This window comes from Brevibacterium sp. CBA3109, from assembly GCF_040256645.1.
GTDB lineage: Bacteria > Actinomycetota > Actinomycetes > Actinomycetales > Brevibacteriaceae > Brevibacterium > Brevibacterium koreense.
Genome location: NZ_CP158281.1, coordinates 1,664,132 through 1,680,233 on the forward strand (window position 1 = coordinate 1,664,132; position 16,102 = coordinate 1,680,233).

General features: G+C 62.6%; 17 protein-coding genes. 12 read left to right on the top strand and 5 right to left on the bottom strand.

The window, feature by feature from the left end:
• The first annotated feature begins 420 nt into the window (after window positions 1-420).
• Window positions 421-1,320 carry a universal stress protein gene (locus AAFP32_RS07715; protein WP_350271308.1) on the top strand — a complete coding sequence of 300 codons (900 nt, stop codon included), beginning with the start codon at window positions 421-423 and terminating at the stop codon, window positions 1,318-1,320.
• Window positions 1,317-2,186, top strand: a complete 870-nt coding sequence (locus AAFP32_RS07720) for an alpha/beta hydrolase (RefSeq protein WP_350271309.1) — start codon at window positions 1,317-1,319, stop codon at window positions 2,184-2,186. The genes AAFP32_RS07715 and AAFP32_RS07720 overlap by 4 nt, the downstream gene beginning before the upstream one ends.
• Window positions 2,187-2,265: 79 nt before the next feature.
• Here AAFP32_RS07720 and AAFP32_RS07725 read toward each other — a convergent pair whose 3' ends face one another.
• Window positions 2,266-2,493, bottom strand: a complete 228-nt coding sequence (locus AAFP32_RS07725; RefSeq protein WP_350271310.1) for a hypothetical protein — start codon at window positions 2,491-2,493, stop codon at window positions 2,266-2,268.
• A gap of 109 nt (window positions 2,494-2,602) precedes the next feature.
• Window positions 2,603-3,016, bottom strand: a complete 414-nt coding sequence (locus tag AAFP32_RS07730; RefSeq protein ID WP_350271311.1) for a phage holin family protein — start codon at window positions 3,014-3,016, stop codon at window positions 2,603-2,605.
• A gap of 290 nt (window positions 3,017-3,306) precedes the next feature.
• Between AAFP32_RS07730 and AAFP32_RS07735 the strand changes: the two genes are divergently transcribed.
• Together AAFP32_RS07735 and AAFP32_RS07740 are read left to right on the top strand one after the other, a co-directional pair.
• Entirely contained in the window at window positions 3,307-4,569 is a 1,263-nt protein-coding gene (locus tag AAFP32_RS07735; RefSeq protein WP_350271312.1) for an MFS transporter, read from the top strand.
• A 136-nt stretch (window positions 4,570-4,705) separates the two neighbouring features.
• Window positions 4,706-6,175: an oligopeptide:H+ symporter gene (locus AAFP32_RS07740; protein WP_350271313.1), complete on the top strand. Its 1,470-nt coding sequence runs from the start codon at window positions 4,706-4,708 to the stop codon at window positions 6,173-6,175.
• Window positions 6,176-6,298: 123 nt separating this feature from the next.
• On the opposite strand, the gene AAFP32_RS07745 is transcribed toward AAFP32_RS07740, so the two are convergent.
• The gene (locus tag AAFP32_RS07745; RefSeq protein WP_350271314.1) at window positions 6,299-7,147 is read right to left on the bottom strand and encodes a CPBP family intramembrane glutamic endopeptidase; all 849 of its coding nucleotides are present in this window, start codon (window positions 7,145-7,147) and stop codon (window positions 6,299-6,301) included.
• A gap of 87 nt (window positions 7,148-7,234) precedes the next feature.
• On the opposite strand from AAFP32_RS07745, the gene AAFP32_RS07750 reads away from it, so the two are divergent.
• Window positions 7,235-8,416: a molybdopterin molybdotransferase MoeA gene (locus tag AAFP32_RS07750; RefSeq protein WP_350271315.1), complete on the top strand. Its 1,182-nt coding sequence runs from the start codon at window positions 7,235-7,237 to the stop codon at window positions 8,414-8,416.
• Window positions 8,417-8,436: 20 nt separating this feature from the next.
• Complete coding sequence (locus AAFP32_RS07755) at window positions 8,437-9,531, top strand: ThiF family adenylyltransferase (protein WP_350271316.1); 1,095 nt, start codon at window positions 8,437-8,439, stop codon at window positions 9,529-9,531.
• 62 nt (window positions 9,532-9,593) lie between these two features.
• Here AAFP32_RS07755 and AAFP32_RS07760 read toward each other — a convergent pair whose 3' ends face one another.
• On the bottom strand, window positions 9,594-9,839 hold the full coding sequence (locus AAFP32_RS07760) for a MoaD/ThiS family protein (RefSeq protein ID WP_350271317.1): 246 nt from the start codon (window positions 9,837-9,839) through the stop codon (window positions 9,594-9,596).
• Window positions 9,840-10,928, bottom strand: coding sequence for a GTP 3',8-cyclase MoaA (moaA, locus tag AAFP32_RS07765; RefSeq protein WP_350271318.1), 1,089 nt, complete (start codon window positions 10,926-10,928; stop codon window positions 9,840-9,842).
• A 42-nt stretch (window positions 10,929-10,970) separates the two neighbouring features.
• On the opposite strand from moaA, the gene AAFP32_RS07770 reads away from it, so the two are divergent.
• The 6 genes from AAFP32_RS07770 to AAFP32_RS07795 all read left to right on the top strand — a co-directional run bounded on the left by AAFP32_RS07770 (window position 10,971) and on the right by AAFP32_RS07795 (window position 16,082).
• Window positions 10,971-12,236 carry a molybdopterin molybdotransferase MoeA gene (locus AAFP32_RS07770; protein ID WP_350271319.1) on the top strand — a complete coding sequence of 422 codons (1,266 nt, stop codon included), beginning with the start codon at window positions 10,971-10,973 and terminating at the stop codon, window positions 12,234-12,236.
• A gap of 35 nt (window positions 12,237-12,271) precedes the next feature.
• Window positions 12,272-12,703 carry a cyclic pyranopterin monophosphate synthase MoaC gene (moaC, locus tag AAFP32_RS07775; protein ID WP_350271471.1) on the top strand — a complete coding sequence of 144 codons (432 nt, stop codon included), beginning with the start codon at window positions 12,272-12,274 and terminating at the stop codon, window positions 12,701-12,703.
• Window positions 12,700-13,122, top strand: coding sequence for a molybdenum cofactor biosynthesis protein MoaE (locus AAFP32_RS07780; protein WP_350271320.1), 423 nt, complete (start codon window positions 12,700-12,702; stop codon window positions 13,120-13,122). Before moaC ends, AAFP32_RS07780 begins: the two co-directional genes overlap by 4 nt.
• Complete coding sequence (locus AAFP32_RS07785; protein ID WP_350271321.1) at window positions 13,119-13,520, top strand: TOBE domain-containing protein; 402 nt, start codon at window positions 13,119-13,121, stop codon at window positions 13,518-13,520. The genes AAFP32_RS07780 and AAFP32_RS07785 overlap by 4 nt, the downstream gene beginning before the upstream one ends.
• Before the next feature lie 73 nt (window positions 13,521-13,593).
• Entirely contained in the window at window positions 13,594-14,352 is a 759-nt protein-coding gene (gene modA / locus AAFP32_RS07790) for a molybdate ABC transporter substrate-binding protein (RefSeq protein ID WP_350271322.1), read from the top strand.
• Between the two features lie 29 nt (window positions 14,353-14,381).
• Window positions 14,382-16,082, top strand: coding sequence for an ABC transporter permease (locus tag AAFP32_RS07795; RefSeq protein WP_350271323.1), 1,701 nt, complete (start codon window positions 14,382-14,384; stop codon window positions 16,080-16,082).
• Window positions 16,083-16,102: the final 20 nt, after the last annotated feature.

The window sequence follows — 16,102 nt, forward strand, 5'->3', positions numbered from 1 at the left end:
GGTGCGGCTGGAATTCAGCCGACGAGCCCTTGTCCGCCAATCAAGCAGGCAGTTTTCCCGATCCAGCGGTGCTGGAGGTTCGGAAATGCGATGATTTTCAGCATAGTTCTGCGCTCCCTTCTTGGTCGTGGATCTCGTTTGAGTGGCGTCAGCACTCAAGATGGTTTGTTGCAATTCTGAGGTTTGTGCGAATCCGTAATTGCACTATTGAATTTATCACAGGTGAAGAACTCTGTGTGATTTTTGTTCATTCTTTCTGAACTCTATTGTGGGTCGAGAGAAACGTGGCCTAATCGGGCCAGTCGTCGATCTGGGCGTCCAGGTCGATTATCTCTCCAGCGACGCAGGGATGTTGGGTCGAAGAATACCGAGGTACCGACGTAGAATCTTCTCAGACTCGCGACTCTCTGGGAGAAGATAATGTCACAGCCAGCTGCCACCACTCGACGACTGGTCGTCGGATACATCGCCACGGACCGTGGACGCGACGCCATCGCTCTGGCCATCTCACTCGCACGCTCCGCTGGGATCGAACTCATCGTGACGATCGTGCGTCCGGAGTCATCGACCTTCACCGCAGGCAATTCGATTCCGCAGGACGGCACCGGGATTGTCTTGCAGCAGCTCGAGGATTGGCTTGACGAGGCTCTGTCCCTGGTGCCGGATGATGTCTGCGCCCGTGGCCTCATCCACACTTCGTCGAATGAGTCCAAGGGGCTGATGGAGGTTGCCGAGGCCGAAGGTGCACTCGGTATCGTCATCGGTGCTCGCGCCACAACACTGATGCGTTCGTTCCGCATCGGAACTGTCGCGACCTCGCTGCTTCACTCCTCAACAGTCCCAGTGGTGCTGGCTCCGTCAGGCAACTCGGACATCGGCCCCGTCTCCCGAATCACCACATTCTTCGGTGCCCGCCCCGGAGCTGCAGCGCTCATCGGTGCGGCTGTGCAGTCAGCGGCCGCCCTCGACGTCGACCTGCGTCTGATCTCCCTGATCGAGAACGACGGGCTCGGCGATGACGACACCGTGGAGATTCAGGAATTTGCCGAGGAGTACGGGGGAGCGGTGCTGGCCGGCCGCGCCGCCGAGATGCTTGAGTCGGGCCGAGCCGTCGTCAGGTCACAGGCTGGAGCCGACATCGAAGACGCTGCCGCCAACGTCGACTTCCAGCCTGGCGAGATCGCATTCATCGGTTCCAGCAGGCTCGGTCGAGGCGGCCGGGTCTTCATCGGTGCACGTGCCAGACGACTGCTGCGTGTGCTGCCGGTGCCCGTCGTCGTTGTGCCCCGCCGGGCTATCGGCCCCGTCTCAACACGGTGAGCCACTCTGCTCCTGCCCGCGCCGACCTCACCGTCGACGGCCACCCGACCGCTGTGTGGCTGCACACGTCGGGTTCGACCCGCCGCCCTGTGCTCATGGTCCACGGATTCCGTGGCGATCACCATGGGATGGACCTCATCGCGGGAGCAATCCGGGACCGTGACGTCATCGTCGCCGACCTGCCCGGGTTCGGCCTCACTCCTCCTTTGCGGACAGGTCTGAGTCTCGACAGCTACTGCGATCATCTCGGGGGGCTCGTCGCCGAGGTGACTTCGCGTTGGCAGGCCGCACCGATCGTCCTCGGCCACTCCTTCGGATCGATTCTGGTCGCACATATGGCCGCCCGTCGACCGTCCACGGCTGCCGAGCTCATCCTCATCAACCCGATCACGACACCGGCGCTTCAAGGCTCCGCCAAAGTACTGACAGCCCTGACCCGTCTCTACTACAACCTCGGAGCGCGGCTGCCGGAGTCGATCGGGCATCAGCTGCTGGCCAACCCGGTCATCGTACGAGCGATGAGTGAGGTCATGGCCACGACCAGAGACCGCGGGCTGCGACGCTATATCCATGACCAGCATTCTCGGCACTTCTCCACGTTCAGCGATCGGGCTTCGCTGGCAGCGGCCTTCGACGTCTCAGTCGCCCACACCGTCACCGAGGTGGCCGGCAACCTGAGTATGCCCACGCTCGTCATTGCCGGAGACAAGGACGCTATCGCTCCGATCGCTGCGACTCGCGAATTCGTGTCAGACCTGGCCTGCGCGCAGTTCGTGGAACTCTCCGGAGTGGGGCACTTGGTGCATTATGAGCGTCCCGACGCAGCCGCCTCGGCGATCATGGAATTCTGTCGCGATCGGGACTGAACCTGTCACCGATCGATGACAGCACGAAGAGGGCCGATGCGAATCAACGCATCGGCCCTCTTTCTCACAACGGAAGGTGTCAGGGGCGGTCGCTGACCCAGTGGTAGATCATGGGGACGATGAACGCGAAGCAGGCAGAGAGCAGACCGGCCCAGAAGAGCCAGAACTGGGTACCCGTGGCACCGTAGAATCCGGCACCGAAGAGGTAGAGACCGAACACGAAGAGGGCTAACGAGAAGATGAAGACGATGACGTCAGCGAACGATGCTGAGTTCCGGGTTCTCTTCGTGGTGGCGATATTGGACATGTTCTCCTCCGACGGTCATTGAGGTGCAGACTGACACACTGCGAGCAAGTCTACACGCAGTAGAGAAGAATCCGGTTGCGACCCTCGCTCGAGTCGCGGCAGGGATCGATCAGTCGCGTGCGGAGCTCTTCTCCGGGACCAGCCAGCCCAGGAGCGCGGAGACGATGGAGATGATGATCGCGGCGAAGACGGCTTGGAAGAAGAACGAATCGATGGTGAACGCGAATGGAGTGAAACCGCTGAGCCAACTGGTCAGGGCCAACATCACTGCGTTGATGACGATCGAGAACAGCCCCAAGGTCAGACAGGTGATCGGTGCCGACAGAACACTGAGGATCGGTTTGATGAACGCGTTCGCCAGACCGAAGATCAACCCGATTACGAGGTAGGAGATGATCGTGGCAGGGATAGCTCCGGCCTGGTCTTCCACGACGCGGTTTCCTTCGATGGCGACGCCAGGCAGTATCCAAGCCGCAACCCAGATCGCACATGCGTTGACGACAACTCGTGAGAGGAAGTTCATGCTGATATGTTCCCAGATCCGCCTGCATTCTTTCTGAGTTGCAGATGGGAATGCGGTCCGTGCCGACCACCGTGCTGGCCAGTCCTGCTGTCCAAGCGGCCGGCAATGGTGAGCAAACTCAAACCGCTTCGTCACCGGAGGCCTCGTGGGTCCGCGGTGATGCCTGTAGCCTGGGAATGGCGCCATACGTCGCCGAGAGTCACAGCAGTGTGCATCTACCGAGTGCTTCGATCCAGGTCACCACGGCGGCACAGACCCCCATCGAGTCGATGGGTAGAAACTGGATTGGTATGCCGAGCAACGAAACCCGCACCCGCAATCACGAAGTCGCCGCACCGAAGCTTCTGACCGTCGTGGGCCGCACCTACTTCCCGATCGCCTTGATGGCCCGCCTGCCTTACGCCATGGTGGTCATCGGAGTCCTCACCCTCGTTGTTGCGGGCAGAGGATCACTGAGTCTCGGCGGAATCAATTCCGCCATGGTCGGTCTCGGAACAGCGATCTTCGGATCCTTCATCGGCGCGGCCGCCGACCGTTGGGGACAGCGACCAGTGCTCCTGATCGCAGGTCTGGCCAACAGCGCCGCGCTGATCTTCATGGCATGGGTCGTCTTCAGCCCGCTGCCTGACGCAGTAGTGCTCATCGCGGCCTTCGCCATCGGTGCCACGGCTCCACAGGCGGCCCCGATGTCGCGCTCCCGCCTCGTCGAGATCATCATGTCGAAGCTCGCCGGGCCCGGACAGCAGAAGACCCTGAGTTCGACCATGGCCTACGAGTCGGCCGCGGATGAGTTCGTCTTCGTCTTCGGCCCCTTCATCGTCGGCCTGCTCGCAACGACCTTTCATCCTGTGGCGCCGATCATCGGTGCAGTCGTCATGACTTTGATCTTCGTCTCGGCCTTCGCTCTCCACCCGACCGGTCGGGCCCATGTCAACGCGTCATCGGGCCCGCGCGCCCAGGCCCCGGCCAAGGAACTGTTCACCTTCGCAGTCCTCGTCGTCGTCCTCGGAACCTTCGGCATCGGACTCGTCTTCGGCTCGACCCTGACCGCACTGACCTCACTGATGAATGACCTCGGCCATCCGGAGGAAGCCGGCATCTTCTACGGCATCATGGGCATCGGGTCCGCGATTCTGGCGATCGCCGTCGCACTCTTCTCCCCGCGTTATGCATTGTGGGCCCGCTGGCTGTCATTCGCCCCGGTGATGCTCGTCGGTGCTTTCATCATGTCGACCTCAGACTCGATGATCACCGTGGTCATCGCCCTGTTGCTCATGGGCTGTGCGGTTGGACCGACGCTGGTGACCTTGTTCAGCCTCGCCGCCGAACGCAGCCCGCTCGGTCGTTCTGCGACCGTCATGTCCATGGCGGGGTCCGCGATCATCGTCGGTCAGTCAGTGGCATCGGCAGTCAACGGAATCCTCGCCGAGGAGGCCGGGACCTCGGCCGCGATGGCTGTCCCGATGGCGGCTTCCGCACTCGTCCTCGTTGCCGGCCTGCTCAACCTCCTCGTCGGCAAAAGAGCCCGAAAAAGAGACCTGGTTCACTCCTAGTTTCCGTCTTCTGGGACGTCTCGTCCCAGCATTGAGATGGTGTGACCTGAGCAATAACGGAGAGTAGCATTGCCGCTTGTTCACAGTGAATCGCGCAGCACAGTGCGCGTTTGCACGCCACAACGGAAAGCACGATATGTCATCAAGCACCTCAGCCACTGAGGCCGCGCGGAACGACACCCGATTCTTCGGGCACCCACTTCCGCTCATGCAGCTCTTCAGCCTCGAACTGTGGGAACGGTTCTCCTACTACGGCATGAACGGCATCCTCGCCATCTACCTGTACTTCCAGGTCTCCGAGGGCGGCCTGGGCATGCCTCAGCCGACAGCCATCGGAATCGTCGGCGCCTATGGCGGCGCCGTCTTCCTCGCCACCATCCTCGGTGCGTGGGTCGCGGACCGGATCCTCGGCGCGGAGAAGATCCTCTTCTACTCGGCCATCATCATCATGGCAGGGCACATCTGTCTGGCCCTCATCCCCGGCTTCGGCGGAGTCGCCGCCGGACTCATCCTCGTTGCCCTCGGATCCGGTGGCCTCAAGGCCAACGCCTCCGCTCTCGTCGGTGAACTCTACTCAGAGAAGGACCCGCGCAGGGATGCCGGGTTCACGCTCTTCTACATGGGCGTCAACGTCGGAGCCCTCCTGGGACCGCTCATCACCGGCCTCCTGCAGAAGGAGATCGGCTTCCACGTCGGCTTCGGTGCCGCAGCCGTCGGCATGGCTCTGGGCCTGATCATCTATGCCACAGGGCGGAAGAACCTGCCGGACGAATCTCGCGGTGCGGTCAACCCGCTGCCGACTTCGAAGGTCTACCTCTTCGTGGCGGCCATCGTCGTCGCAGTCATCCTCATCGTCATCCTCTGGATGGCCGGTGTCGTCAACCCGGACAATCTGGACTGGTGGATCGCAGGAATCTCGGCGGGAGCAGCGGCATGCTATTTCATCGTCATGGGTGTCAGCCCGCAGACGAATGCCGATGAGCGCTCACGTGTGCTTGCGTTCATTCCCTTCTTCGTCACCTGTGTGGTCTTCTGGTCCTTGTATCAGCAGATCTTCGGGACGCTCACCGCCTATTCCGACTCGCAGATGAACCGTGAGATCTTCGGTTGGGAGATGCCGATCAACTGGCTTCAGCTCATCCCTCCGATCTTCGTCATCGCCTTCGCCCCGGTCTTCTCTGCCATGTGGTTCAAACTGGGCACACGTCAGATTTCGACTCCGGTCAAGGCGGGCCTCTCGCTCATCCTCATCGGCATCGCGTTCCTGCTCTTCCTTCCGTATGCGAATGCCGGGGAGCATGAGACGCCGCTGCTGTGGGTGGCGTTCATCCTGCTGCTCTTCGTCTTCGCCGAACTGCTCATCTCACCGATTGGCCTGTCCTTCTCCTCGAAGGTCGCACCGAAGGTGTTCCAATCGCAGATGATCGCCGTGTTCTTCCTCGCCTCAGGCGTGGGAACCGCGCTGTCTGGCGTGCTGGGCGGCTACTACTCGGCCGATAATCAGACTCCGTACTGGACATCGATCGGCGCAGCATCGATCATTCTTGGCCTGCTGGCTCTGACCCTGACCAAGCCGATGCTCAAGGCGCTGCGCGGAATCCGCTGACACCTCAGCAGTTCCCTCGCAGTCTCGACCGCGCTCGAAACGCCCTTGCTCACGCTGCGTGAGCAAGGGCGTTTCGACTGTCTGCTCTGACCTGTGCGGACGGTGCCCATATTCATCGGGGCCTCACACCCCGATGAATATGGGCAGTGCCTCGGGATGGTGGGCGTGGACGATCGTGAGGAAGACGAGCGCGTCGAAGAGGAGATGGACGGTCACGGTGTAGGGCAGCGACTTCGTCCGCGTGAAGATGAAGGCCTGCACGAGCGCGAATGGGATCGTCAGCACCGGCCCGATCGATCGGTAGCCCAGCTCCCACAGGAAGGACACGAAGATGATGGTGGTGAACACGTTCGCGGTCCAGAAGGCGAAGTGTTTGCGCAGCAGTGCGAAGACCGTGCAGATGAAGAACAGCTCATCCCAGATGCCGACAGCGTTGACGCCGAAGAAGAGGCGGACGATCTCATCCCACTGCGTCACCGGTGGCCAGTTTAGATAGACCCCGGTGCGCATGAAGTACTGGGGGAGGACGAGCCAGGCGAAGACGATGACGAACAGCAGCCACGCCCATTCCAAGCGCGACCACCTCTGCCCCCGACGCCGAGGGAAGACGATGGTCGGGTCCTTGAACCCATAGCGGGTGATCAGCCACGGCCCGATCACCACGGCGGACAGCACGAGCCCCATGCGAGCGATGTTGGACCATGAGATATCGGCTGCCACCGAGATTGAGGAGATCAGCCCCAGACAGCCGGCGATGACGCTGAGGTCGCGTGCGAATTCTCGGTCGACGATCCATGCGACGATGAGGGAGGCCGCCATCGGCACATAGCCGAAAGCTCTCAGCTCAGGAAATGTGGTTCCGAGCCCGAACAGGACGAAGGCCGACAGCGCCAACAGCACTGCGGCCAGCCCCGGCCAGGAAACGAGGTCGAATCGTCTGGACTCAGGTTCGAATCGTATTGGGGTGTCCACGTTTGACACTCTAAATCACCACAGTCCGAACACGAGTGCCCGAAGCGACAACTCCTCGTAGGATCTGAGACAGGAGAAAGGACATCCGTGGAACCCGAAGAATACTGTCAGCTCATCAGCTCATCGACCCCGACCCGCACCGCGGAGACGATTCCCATCGCGTCGGCGATCAGCAGAATCGCTGCTGATGACGTGATCGCCGATGCCCCCATCCCGGCGTTCGCCACCTCGGCGATGGATGGTTTCGCATTCGATGAGTCCGCGTTGAACAGTGCCCAGACCGGCGTCGAGGTGGCTGTGCTCGGTGACATCCCTGCCGGTGCCATGCCGGTCGACATCGCACCGGGCACCGCCGTGCGGGTGATGACCGGAGCGCAGGTGCCCGCCACCGCCGAGGTGGTCGTTCCCGTCGAGCTCACCGATGCCGAATCTACAGGGCCGGCCCCGGATCGCGTCCAGGTCTCCTCCTTGTCCAAGGGACTGCGGGCTGGCTGGAACATCAGAGCAGTGGGGGAGGACACCTTGATCGGAGACACCGTGATCCGAGCCGGCGAGACGATCAGTTCTGCCGGTGTGGGCACACTGGCCATGATGGGACGCGAGACCACCCGCGTTCAGCGGCCTCTGACGATCGGTCTCATCGTCACCGGGGATGAGCTGCGCACCGATTCCACCACATGTGCCCACCCATTCATTCACAACTCGAATCTGCCCATGCTCAGCTCAGCGATCACCAACGCCGGTGCCATCCCGGTCGAACGCAGCTGCGGGGACGATCCGGAAGCCTTGGCACATATAATCGACGAACTCGGAGACTGCGTTGACCTGATCATCACCACCGGCGGTATCAGCGCAGGTGCCTTCGAAGTCGTCAGACAGGCCCTCAGCGGAGACCACTCGACGTTCCTGCGTCTGGCGATGCGACCGGGCGGGCCTCAAGGCTACGGACGCCGCGGTGATGTCCCTCTGCTGCATTTCCCGGGTACTCCGGCCGGCGCCTTCCTGTCCTTCCACCTCTTCGCACGCTCTCTGATCGAGGCGAGTCCCCTCCGGTCGCGGTGGAAGAAGGCCGTCTACGCCGGCCCCGAAGTCCTCGGCCACGACAAGGCCATCAGCCTGGTGCCGGGCAGGTTCAACACAGCGGGAGAGGTCGAGTCCCTGAATCGGTCACGACTGCGTGACTTCTCCGGGGCAGACGTCATCATCCGGGCCCCTCGAGGGTCTGGGAGCATTAGGGGCGGGGACGTCATCGCGGTCCTCGACTGCTGATGCCAACTAGACTGAGACACATGTCAGGAAACGCTCTCAGCCGCGCGGACACGGCACGCTACGCACGACAGATCCGCCTCAACGGTTTCGGCCCGCAGGCCCAATCCGCACTGCTTGCATCCCATGTGCTCGTCATCGGGGCCGGTGGGCTCGGGGCGCCGGTCCTGACGTATCTGGCAGCCGCCGGTGTCGGACGCATCAGCATCATCGACCCCGACACGGTGGAACTGAGCAACCTGCACCGCCAGTTCATTCATTCCGAGGCGCGCGTGGGGCACCGAAAGGTCGATTCCGCGAAACAGCGGATGGACGAGCTGAACTCGACTCTCGACATCATCACCCACCCGGTTCTGCTGACACCGGACAACGCCCTCGAGCTCATCAGTGCGGCAGACATCGTCATCGACGGAAGCGACAACTTCGCGACCAGATACTTAGCCAACGACGCCTGCGAGATTCTTGAAAAACCCTTGGTCTGGGGCACGATCCTCGGCTTCGACGGGCAGGTCGCTGTCTTCGACACGAGAGAGGGGACGACGCTGCGCGACCTCTACCCGGTCGTGCCGGCTCCCGGATCAGTCCCGGACTGCGCCACCGCCGGTGTCCTCGGCGCTCTCTGCGGAAGCATCGGTGCGGCCATGGCGATGGAGACGATCAAGGTCCTCACCGGCATCGGCACCCCGCTCTACAACGCGGTCTCCATCCACAGCAGCCTCGACGCCAGCTGGGAGTGCGTTCCAGTAGGACGGAGACCACAACGGGAGCCGATCACGGACCTTGGCAGCCACCTCGGCGACTATGGTGACGAAATTTCCGCTGGGACATCTGCAGAAACGGACTCGACGGTGACATGGGCGACCATCGCACCCGGTACGCACCTCGTCGACATCAGAGACGACGAGGAAGTGTCTGGAGGAATGGTCCCGGGCGCGCAGCACGTGCCCATGGACGATCTCCTGGACGATCCCGGATTGATCACGGGACATGAGAAGGTGGCACTCTACTGCCGTTCGGGAGTGCGCTCTGCTCGGGCTTGCGCTCAGCTGCGTGCGCAGGGCACCGAGCTCAGCTCGGTCTCTGGGGGATATTTGGCATATCTGTCACTTCCGCGCTGAGGGTCTCAGCCGCGAACGGTCTCAGCTGAGATCTTCCGACAGCAAGCTGCCGCAGCCCTGTCTCAGCCGCCTGCGAAGGGTGGGAGAACGTCGACGGTGTCGCCCTCGCTCAGAACCGTGTGAGGGTCTGTGGCAGCGATCGCGTTGACAAGGAAGCTCGAGCGGGAGATGACAGTTCTCGCCTCGTCACCGGCATCCTTCGTCAGGGTCGTGATCAGCGCGTCAATGGTGGTTGCCGCTGCGCTGCATTCCTTGGTTCCGAAAGCTTCTCGTGCGGCTGCGAAGAAGCGAACTCTGATCTGGGGCACTTATCCTCCGATGGCGCTCATGGGACGTTGGGGCTGTTCGAAGGTCTCGGAATCCATGCCGTGTCCGGCCAGTTTCTTCCAATGCGCACCCTTCCACAGGTTCGCAATCGCTTCATCGTCGGCACCACCGCGCATGGCGGTGAGCAGATCGACCTCCGTGTGTGAGAACAGGCAGGTGCGCACTCGTCCTTCTGCGGTCAGTCTGGTGCGGGTGCAGTCGGCACAGAACGCCCGTGTCACGGAGGCGATGATGCCGACGTCGCCGATGATGGTCTCCGGATCATCCCTGCTGGCAACGAGGAACTTCTCCGCGGGCGCACCACCCCGCGGAGCGGTGTCGGGGGTGAGGACGAAATGGGGCTCGAGCAGGGCGAAGATGTCGGCGGCAGTGATCATGGTGCCGCGTTCCCAGGAGTGTCCGGCATCGAGAGGCATCTGTTCGATGAAGCGCAGCTTGAGATCGCGGTCGAGGCACCAGCGCAGCAGCTCGGGAGCCTGATGGTCGTTGACGCCAGGCAGCAGGACGGCATTGATCTTCACCGGATCCATGCCCGCGGCCTGGGCGCCCTTGATCCCGTCGAGCACCCTATTCAGGAAGGGGCGGCGAGTGATCGTCGCGAAAGTCTCGGGATCGACGGTGTCGAGAGAGACATTGATGCGGTCGAGGCCCGCGGCCCGCAGCTTCTCAGCACGCTTGTCGAGGCCGATCGCGTTCGTCGTCAGAGCGATGTTGGGGCGAGGTTCGAGTGCAGCGACTCCGGCGATGATGTCGGTGACATCTTTGCGGGTCAACGGTTCACCACCGGTGAATCTGACCTGGTCGACGCCGAACTTCTCAACGCCGATGCGAACGAAGCGGATAATCTCCTCGGCTGTCATCGCCTCATCGCGAGACATGAACTCCACACCCTCCTCGGGCATGCAGTAGCTGCACCGGAGATTGCAGAAGTCGGTCAACGAGATGCGCATGTCGCGGGCACGTCGACCGAAGGTGTCCAGGAGCGAATCCTCCTGATGGGCAGTGAACGTATCGCCGGGATCCACTGTTGGAGTTCTCAGCATGGGTGTGGGCAGGCTGATTTTGCGCATTCTGCCATCCTCCTTGATCAACATCTTCGCTATCATCGTCCCATGACTACCGCCATCATGCATCGTCGTCGTGTGTTCGACACGATTGGACCGCTCCTCGAAACGCAGACGACCACGATCGGCGAACTCCTCGACACTCCACGGCGCTTGACCGCCACCGTTCGCTCACCGATCGATGTTCCCGGTTTCGACAACTCCAGCATGGACGGCTACGCCGTGGCCGCCTCCACTCTGCGCCGTGCCGATCAGAGCAGTGCCACCGATGCTCAGGGCAGAGCTCAAACCGTCTATGGACCGATCCCAGTGCACGGTCGGGTCGCGGCCGGCGCGCTCGGCAACGAGGTGACGGCGGGAACAGCAGTCGAAATCATGACCGGTGCACCCCTGCCTCCGGGCACCGACACGGTGATCAGGATCGAGGACACACAACCGGGAGAATTCGAGTCCCCGGAGATCACGATCACGCTGCCGTCCGCTGATTCGGGGCCACAGCCTGGTGCATTCGTCCGGAACCGAGGCAGCGATGTCAGAGCCGGAACCACAATCCTGTCTGCCGGCCTGATGCTCACGCCTGCCCACCTCGGCGTCGCGGCGGCCTGCGGAGTGAAAGCACTCGAGGTGCAGAGCCTGCCGCATGTGCTGATCGTGAGCACCGGGGATGAGATCACCGCGGATGCGGCCGCCGGAATTCACGATGCGAACTCGATCACGCTGGCGGCCAGCCTGCGTCGCCTCGGCGTTGACACGAGGATCATCACTGTCCCCGACGATCCGCAGGCGCTGCTCGACGCAGTCCGTGGCGCCCGGAGCGACCTCGTCATCTCCACCGGCGGGATCTCCAAGGGCGCCCACGAAGTCGTCAAGCTCGCCGCCGACCTGGACCCGGAATCGACCATGGTCTTCCAACCCGTTGCGATGCAGCCGGGAGGACCGCAGGGATGCGGAACACTGGCCGGAACCGCGTGGGTGGCGCTGCCGGGCAACCCGGTCAGCGCCCTGATCAGCTTCGAGATGTTCATCCGCCCGGCACTGTTGGGACTCGACGTCGACGAGGAGCCGCGTGAGACCGAGTACCACCGACTGCTCGGGGGGCTCGACGAAGCCCCGCCCAGCGGGAAGCTGCAGGTGCGCCGGGCCGTGATGACAGATGACGGCCTCGAGCTCGTGGGCGGATCCCGTTCCCACCTGCTGCACAACTATGCCCAGAGCACGCATCTGGTCTTCATCCCGCCCACAGACGCCGAACCCGAGGGGAATGAGCCACACATTCGTTCAGGCGATAGGCTGAAGACGTGGAAGATCACTTGAAACTCTCGCACATCGATGACACCGGAGCCGCGCATATGGTTGACGTCGCGGACAAGGACGTGACCAAGCGTCGGGCCGTGGCCACCGCGCTGATCACGACTCGACACGAGGTGATCGACATGATCGCCGAGGCAGGCCTGCCCAAGGGAGATGCCCTGCCCGTGGCGCGCATAGCCGCAGTCATGGGTGCGAAGCGGACCAGCGAACTCATCCCCCTGTGCCACCCTCTGCCGCTGACTGGCATCGATGTTGATTTCGAACTCCTCGATGATGCAGTGCGGATCAACAGCGCGGTCAAGACCGTGTCGAAGACCGGTGTCGAGATGGAGGCGCTGACCGCTGTGTCTATCGCGGCACTGACCATCTTCGACATGATCAAGGCCGTGGACAGTCAAGCGATCATCGGCGACATCAAGGTGATCGAGAAATCGGGCGGACGCAGCGGCGACTGGAGCCGGGGAGCATGAGCGTCATCCACACCGACATCGTCGAGACACCGATCAGCACGTCAGTGCTCGAGACTGAGGTCCTCACACGCACCTGCGGTGCCGTCGTGAGCTTCTCCGGCGTCATCCGTGACCATGATGACGGCCGAGGAGTCCAACGGCTGACCTACGAGTCTCATCCGGTGGCGACGACCCAGATCGCCGAGGTGGCCGCTGAGATCGCGGAGAGACACCCTGCAGCGCGCCTGTCCGTCGTCCACCGCGTCGGTGACCTCGAAATCGGGGACGTGGCCCTGGCTGCAGTCGTCGCCTCACCGCATCGCAGTGACTCCTTCGACGCCTGCTCGGAACTCGTCGACGAGGTCAAGGCGCGGGTCGCAATCTGGAAGCACCAGTTCTTCTCCGACGGTGACGATGAATGGGTGGGAGCGCTCGAATGACCGAACTGCGCATCAGCGACGCGGCCCGATTCCTCGCAGTCAGCGATGACACCATCCGCCGCTGGGTCAGCGAAGGCAGGCTCACCCAACACAAGGACGCCTCCAACCGTGCCGTGGTTGAGGGGCGCGATCTCGTGGCACTGGCGCAGTCGAGTTCAGCCGCGCTCGATGACCCCACCGGTGTCGTCAGCTCTGCCCGCAACCGGTTCGCCGGTCTCGTCACCGACGTGGCCATCGACGGAGTGATGGCACAGGTCAGCCTCCAGTGCGGTCCGTTCCGCGTTGTGTCGCTCATGTCGGCAGAAGCATGCAGGCAACTCGAACTCGAACCGGGCAGTCTTGCCACCGCCTCCGTGAAGGCAACGCTGGTCTCTATCGACACCGCGGGGGACCGCTGACAATTCCACTCGATTCGTCGCATATATTGAGATGAGAGTGTCGTTTATCCGCGAATGCGGGTTTAATGGGCGTATGAGGTTTCTATCCGCAGCTTGCATCGTTGCACTGCTCACGCTCACCGCATGTTCCTCCGGCTCCGCTTCCGACTCGGGTTCGGAGGAGAAGACAACACTGACCGTCTTCGCTGCCGCATCATTGACCGAGGTCTTCGAGTCTGTCGCAGAGGAATTCAATCAGACCGAGTCCGACGTCGACGTGAAGTTCTCCTTTGCAGGTTCCTCCGATCTCGTCGCACAGATCTCGGAAGGTGCTCCCGCAGACGTGATCGCCACTGCGGATGAGAAGACTATGGACACACTCAAAGGTGAGGACCTGCTGGCCGGGGCACCGCAGATCTTCGCTTCGAACACGTTGACGTTGGCCGTGCCGAAGGGAAACCCGAGGAACATCGCATCGTCGAAGGACCTTGCCGGCCAGGACCTCGTCATCTGCGCGTTGCAGGTCCCATGCGGATCGGCCACCGAAAAGTGGGCGAAGCAAAACGATGTCACACTCGATCCCGTCAGCGAGGAGAACTCGGTCACCGATGTGCTGGGCAAGGTCAGCGCCGGCCAGGCCGATGCAGGCATCGTCTACGTCACCGATGTCGCCCGTGGCAACGGAGACGTCGAGCAGGTCGGCCTCGACGGCGCCGACGCAGTCGTCAACAGGTACCCGGCGGCTGCGGTCGGGGCGAGTGAGAACAAGGAGGAAGCCGATGAGTTCGTGTCGTTCTTGAGGTCCGATGAGGCGGTCGCACTGCTCGGCGACGCCGGGTTCTCGACTCCCTGATATGACCGTTCTGACATGGGTGTCCTGATATGACGGATAAGCGCAGAAGACGCGTCCACACACCGGTGCCGACCTGGCTTTGGATCCCGGCCGGGCTCGGCATCGCCTTCCTCCTCGTCCCGATCATCGGGATGATCACACGGATTGACCCGAGCCACCTCGGCGATGTCATCCTGGCGCCGGAATCGCGACTGGCGATGGGGCTCTCGCTGTTCACCTCTGTCATCGCTGCGCTGGTGAGCGTGAGCATCGGATTCCCCCTGGGCTACCTGCTCGCGACTCGCACCTTCCGTGGGCAGAGAATCGTGCGCACGCTGATTCTGCTGCCGCTCGTGCTGCCTCCCGTCGTCAGCGGCCTGGCGCTGCTCTACACATGGGGGAGAACCGCATTCCTCGGGTCCCTGCTCACGGATATGGGCCTGGGGCTGGCATATACAACTGCGGCAGTGGTGTTTGCGCAGGTCTTCGTGTCGCTGCCGTTCATGGTGATGTCCGTTGAGACGGCGGCTGCTGCCCGCGGGCAGGACTTCGAACTCGCCGCGGCCGAGCTCGGCGCCAAACCCGAGCGCGTGTTCTTCCGCATCACGCTTCCACTCCTGCGCCAGGGAATCATGACCGGCGCCATCCTCTGCTTCGCCCGAGCGCTGGGGGAGTTCGGTGCGACCCTGACCTTCGCAGGCTCCCTCTCGGGGGTCACCCGAACGATGCCGCTGCAGATCTATCTGGTCCGCGAATCGGACCCGCAGTCGGCAATTGCCTTGTCTCTGCTCCTCATCCTCCTCGCCCTCATCATCATCGTCCTCGCCTACCGTTCCCCCCACGCACCCAAACTCCACGCACCGCGCTTCGCCACGAAAGCGCACGCTGGCGAGGATTCGACACCGCAGACCGGCCAGTCTTCGAGGCTTCCTGGCGGGCACCAGCCTGAGCCAGACGCCGATCATCCACGATCGGTGACCTCCACCGTTCGCCTCAATGCCCGCCTTCCTGAGCGCGGAATCGACGTCGATCTCGCTCTGCCGACCGGGACGACGACGGCTATCATCGGTCGCAACGGAGCGGGGAAGTCGAGCCTATTCCAGCTGATGACCGGTGCGATCTCGGCCGAATCCGGATCCCTGCACATCGGTGATGAGACCGTCTTCGACCTCAACACGAACAGGTGGCCGCCAGTTCATGCCCGGGGCATCGTCCATCTGGCTCAGAACCCGCTGCTGTTCCCGCATCTGAGTGTCATCGACAATGTGGCCTTCGGCCTCAGAGCCCATGGGCATCGAGCGAAGGAGGCACACACCATCGCCGGAGGCATGCTCTCGAGCCTCGGCGTCGGCCACTGCGCGGACCGCAAGCCCGAAGCTGTGTCCGGGGGACAGGCAGCCAGAATCGCTTTGGCCAGGGCACTGGTCATCGATCCGAAGCTGCTGCTCCTCGACGAGCCGTTGGCAGCCCTCGACGTCGACGTCAGAGTCGAGACGCGACGGGTCCTCGGCCAGGTGCTGTCCGGTCGGAGCGCGGTCATCATCACCCACGACGTCGACGACGTCACCGCACTGGCATCCACACTGGTGCTCATCGACTCGGGGACCGTTGCGCTCAGTGCTCCAGTGGGAGAGGTCGGGGCTGATCTGGCGGCCGCCGCCCAGGGGGCGCCGGACATGCCGGGACACGACTTCCTCAGCAGCTTTTGCGACGGGGACAGAGAAGGCATACTGTGCAGTAGATCACGCTAGAATCATCGAACCTGCACAAA

Excerpts from the sequence above, each read along its gene's own strand:
- AAFP32_RS07755 (WP_350271316.1), top strand. The coding sequence starts at position 8,437 with ATGTCAGGAAACGCTCTCAGCCGCGCGGACACGGCACGCTACGCACGA.
- AAFP32_RS07770 (WP_350271319.1), top strand. The coding sequence starts at position 10,971 with ATGACTACCGCCATCATGCATCGTCGTCGTGTGTTCGACACGATTGGA.
- AAFP32_RS07735 (WP_350271312.1), top strand. The coding sequence starts at position 3,307 with ATGCCGAGCAACGAAACCCGCACCCGCAATCACGAAGTCGCCGCACCG.
- AAFP32_RS07740 (WP_350271313.1), top strand. The coding sequence starts at position 4,706 with ATGTCATCAAGCACCTCAGCCACTGAGGCCGCGCGGAACGACACCCGA.
- AAFP32_RS07780 (WP_350271320.1), top strand. The coding sequence starts at position 12,700 with ATGAGCGTCATCCACACCGACATCGTCGAGACACCGATCAGCACGTCA.
- moaA (WP_350271318.1), bottom strand. The coding sequence starts at position 10,928 with ATGCGCAAAATCAGCCTGCCCACACCCATGCTGAGAACTCCAACAGTG.
- AAFP32_RS07785 (WP_350271321.1), top strand. The coding sequence starts at position 13,119 with ATGACCGAACTGCGCATCAGCGACGCGGCCCGATTCCTCGCAGTCAGC.
- AAFP32_RS07795 (WP_350271323.1), top strand. The coding sequence starts at position 14,382 with ATGACGGATAAGCGCAGAAGACGCGTCCACACACCGGTGCCGACCTGG.
- AAFP32_RS07715 (WP_350271308.1), top strand. The coding sequence starts at position 421 with ATGTCACAGCCAGCTGCCACCACTCGACGACTGGTCGTCGGATACATC.
- AAFP32_RS07730 (WP_350271311.1), bottom strand. The coding sequence starts at position 3,016 with ATGAACTTCCTCTCACGAGTTGTCGTCAACGCATGTGCGATCTGGGTT.
- modA (WP_350271322.1), top strand. The coding sequence starts at position 13,594 with ATGAGGTTTCTATCCGCAGCTTGCATCGTTGCACTGCTCACGCTCACC.
- moaC (WP_350271471.1), top strand. The coding sequence starts at position 12,272 with ATGGTTGACGTCGCGGACAAGGACGTGACCAAGCGTCGGGCCGTGGCC.
- AAFP32_RS07725 (WP_350271310.1), bottom strand. The coding sequence starts at position 2,493 with ATGTCCAATATCGCCACCACGAAGAGAACCCGGAACTCAGCATCGTTC.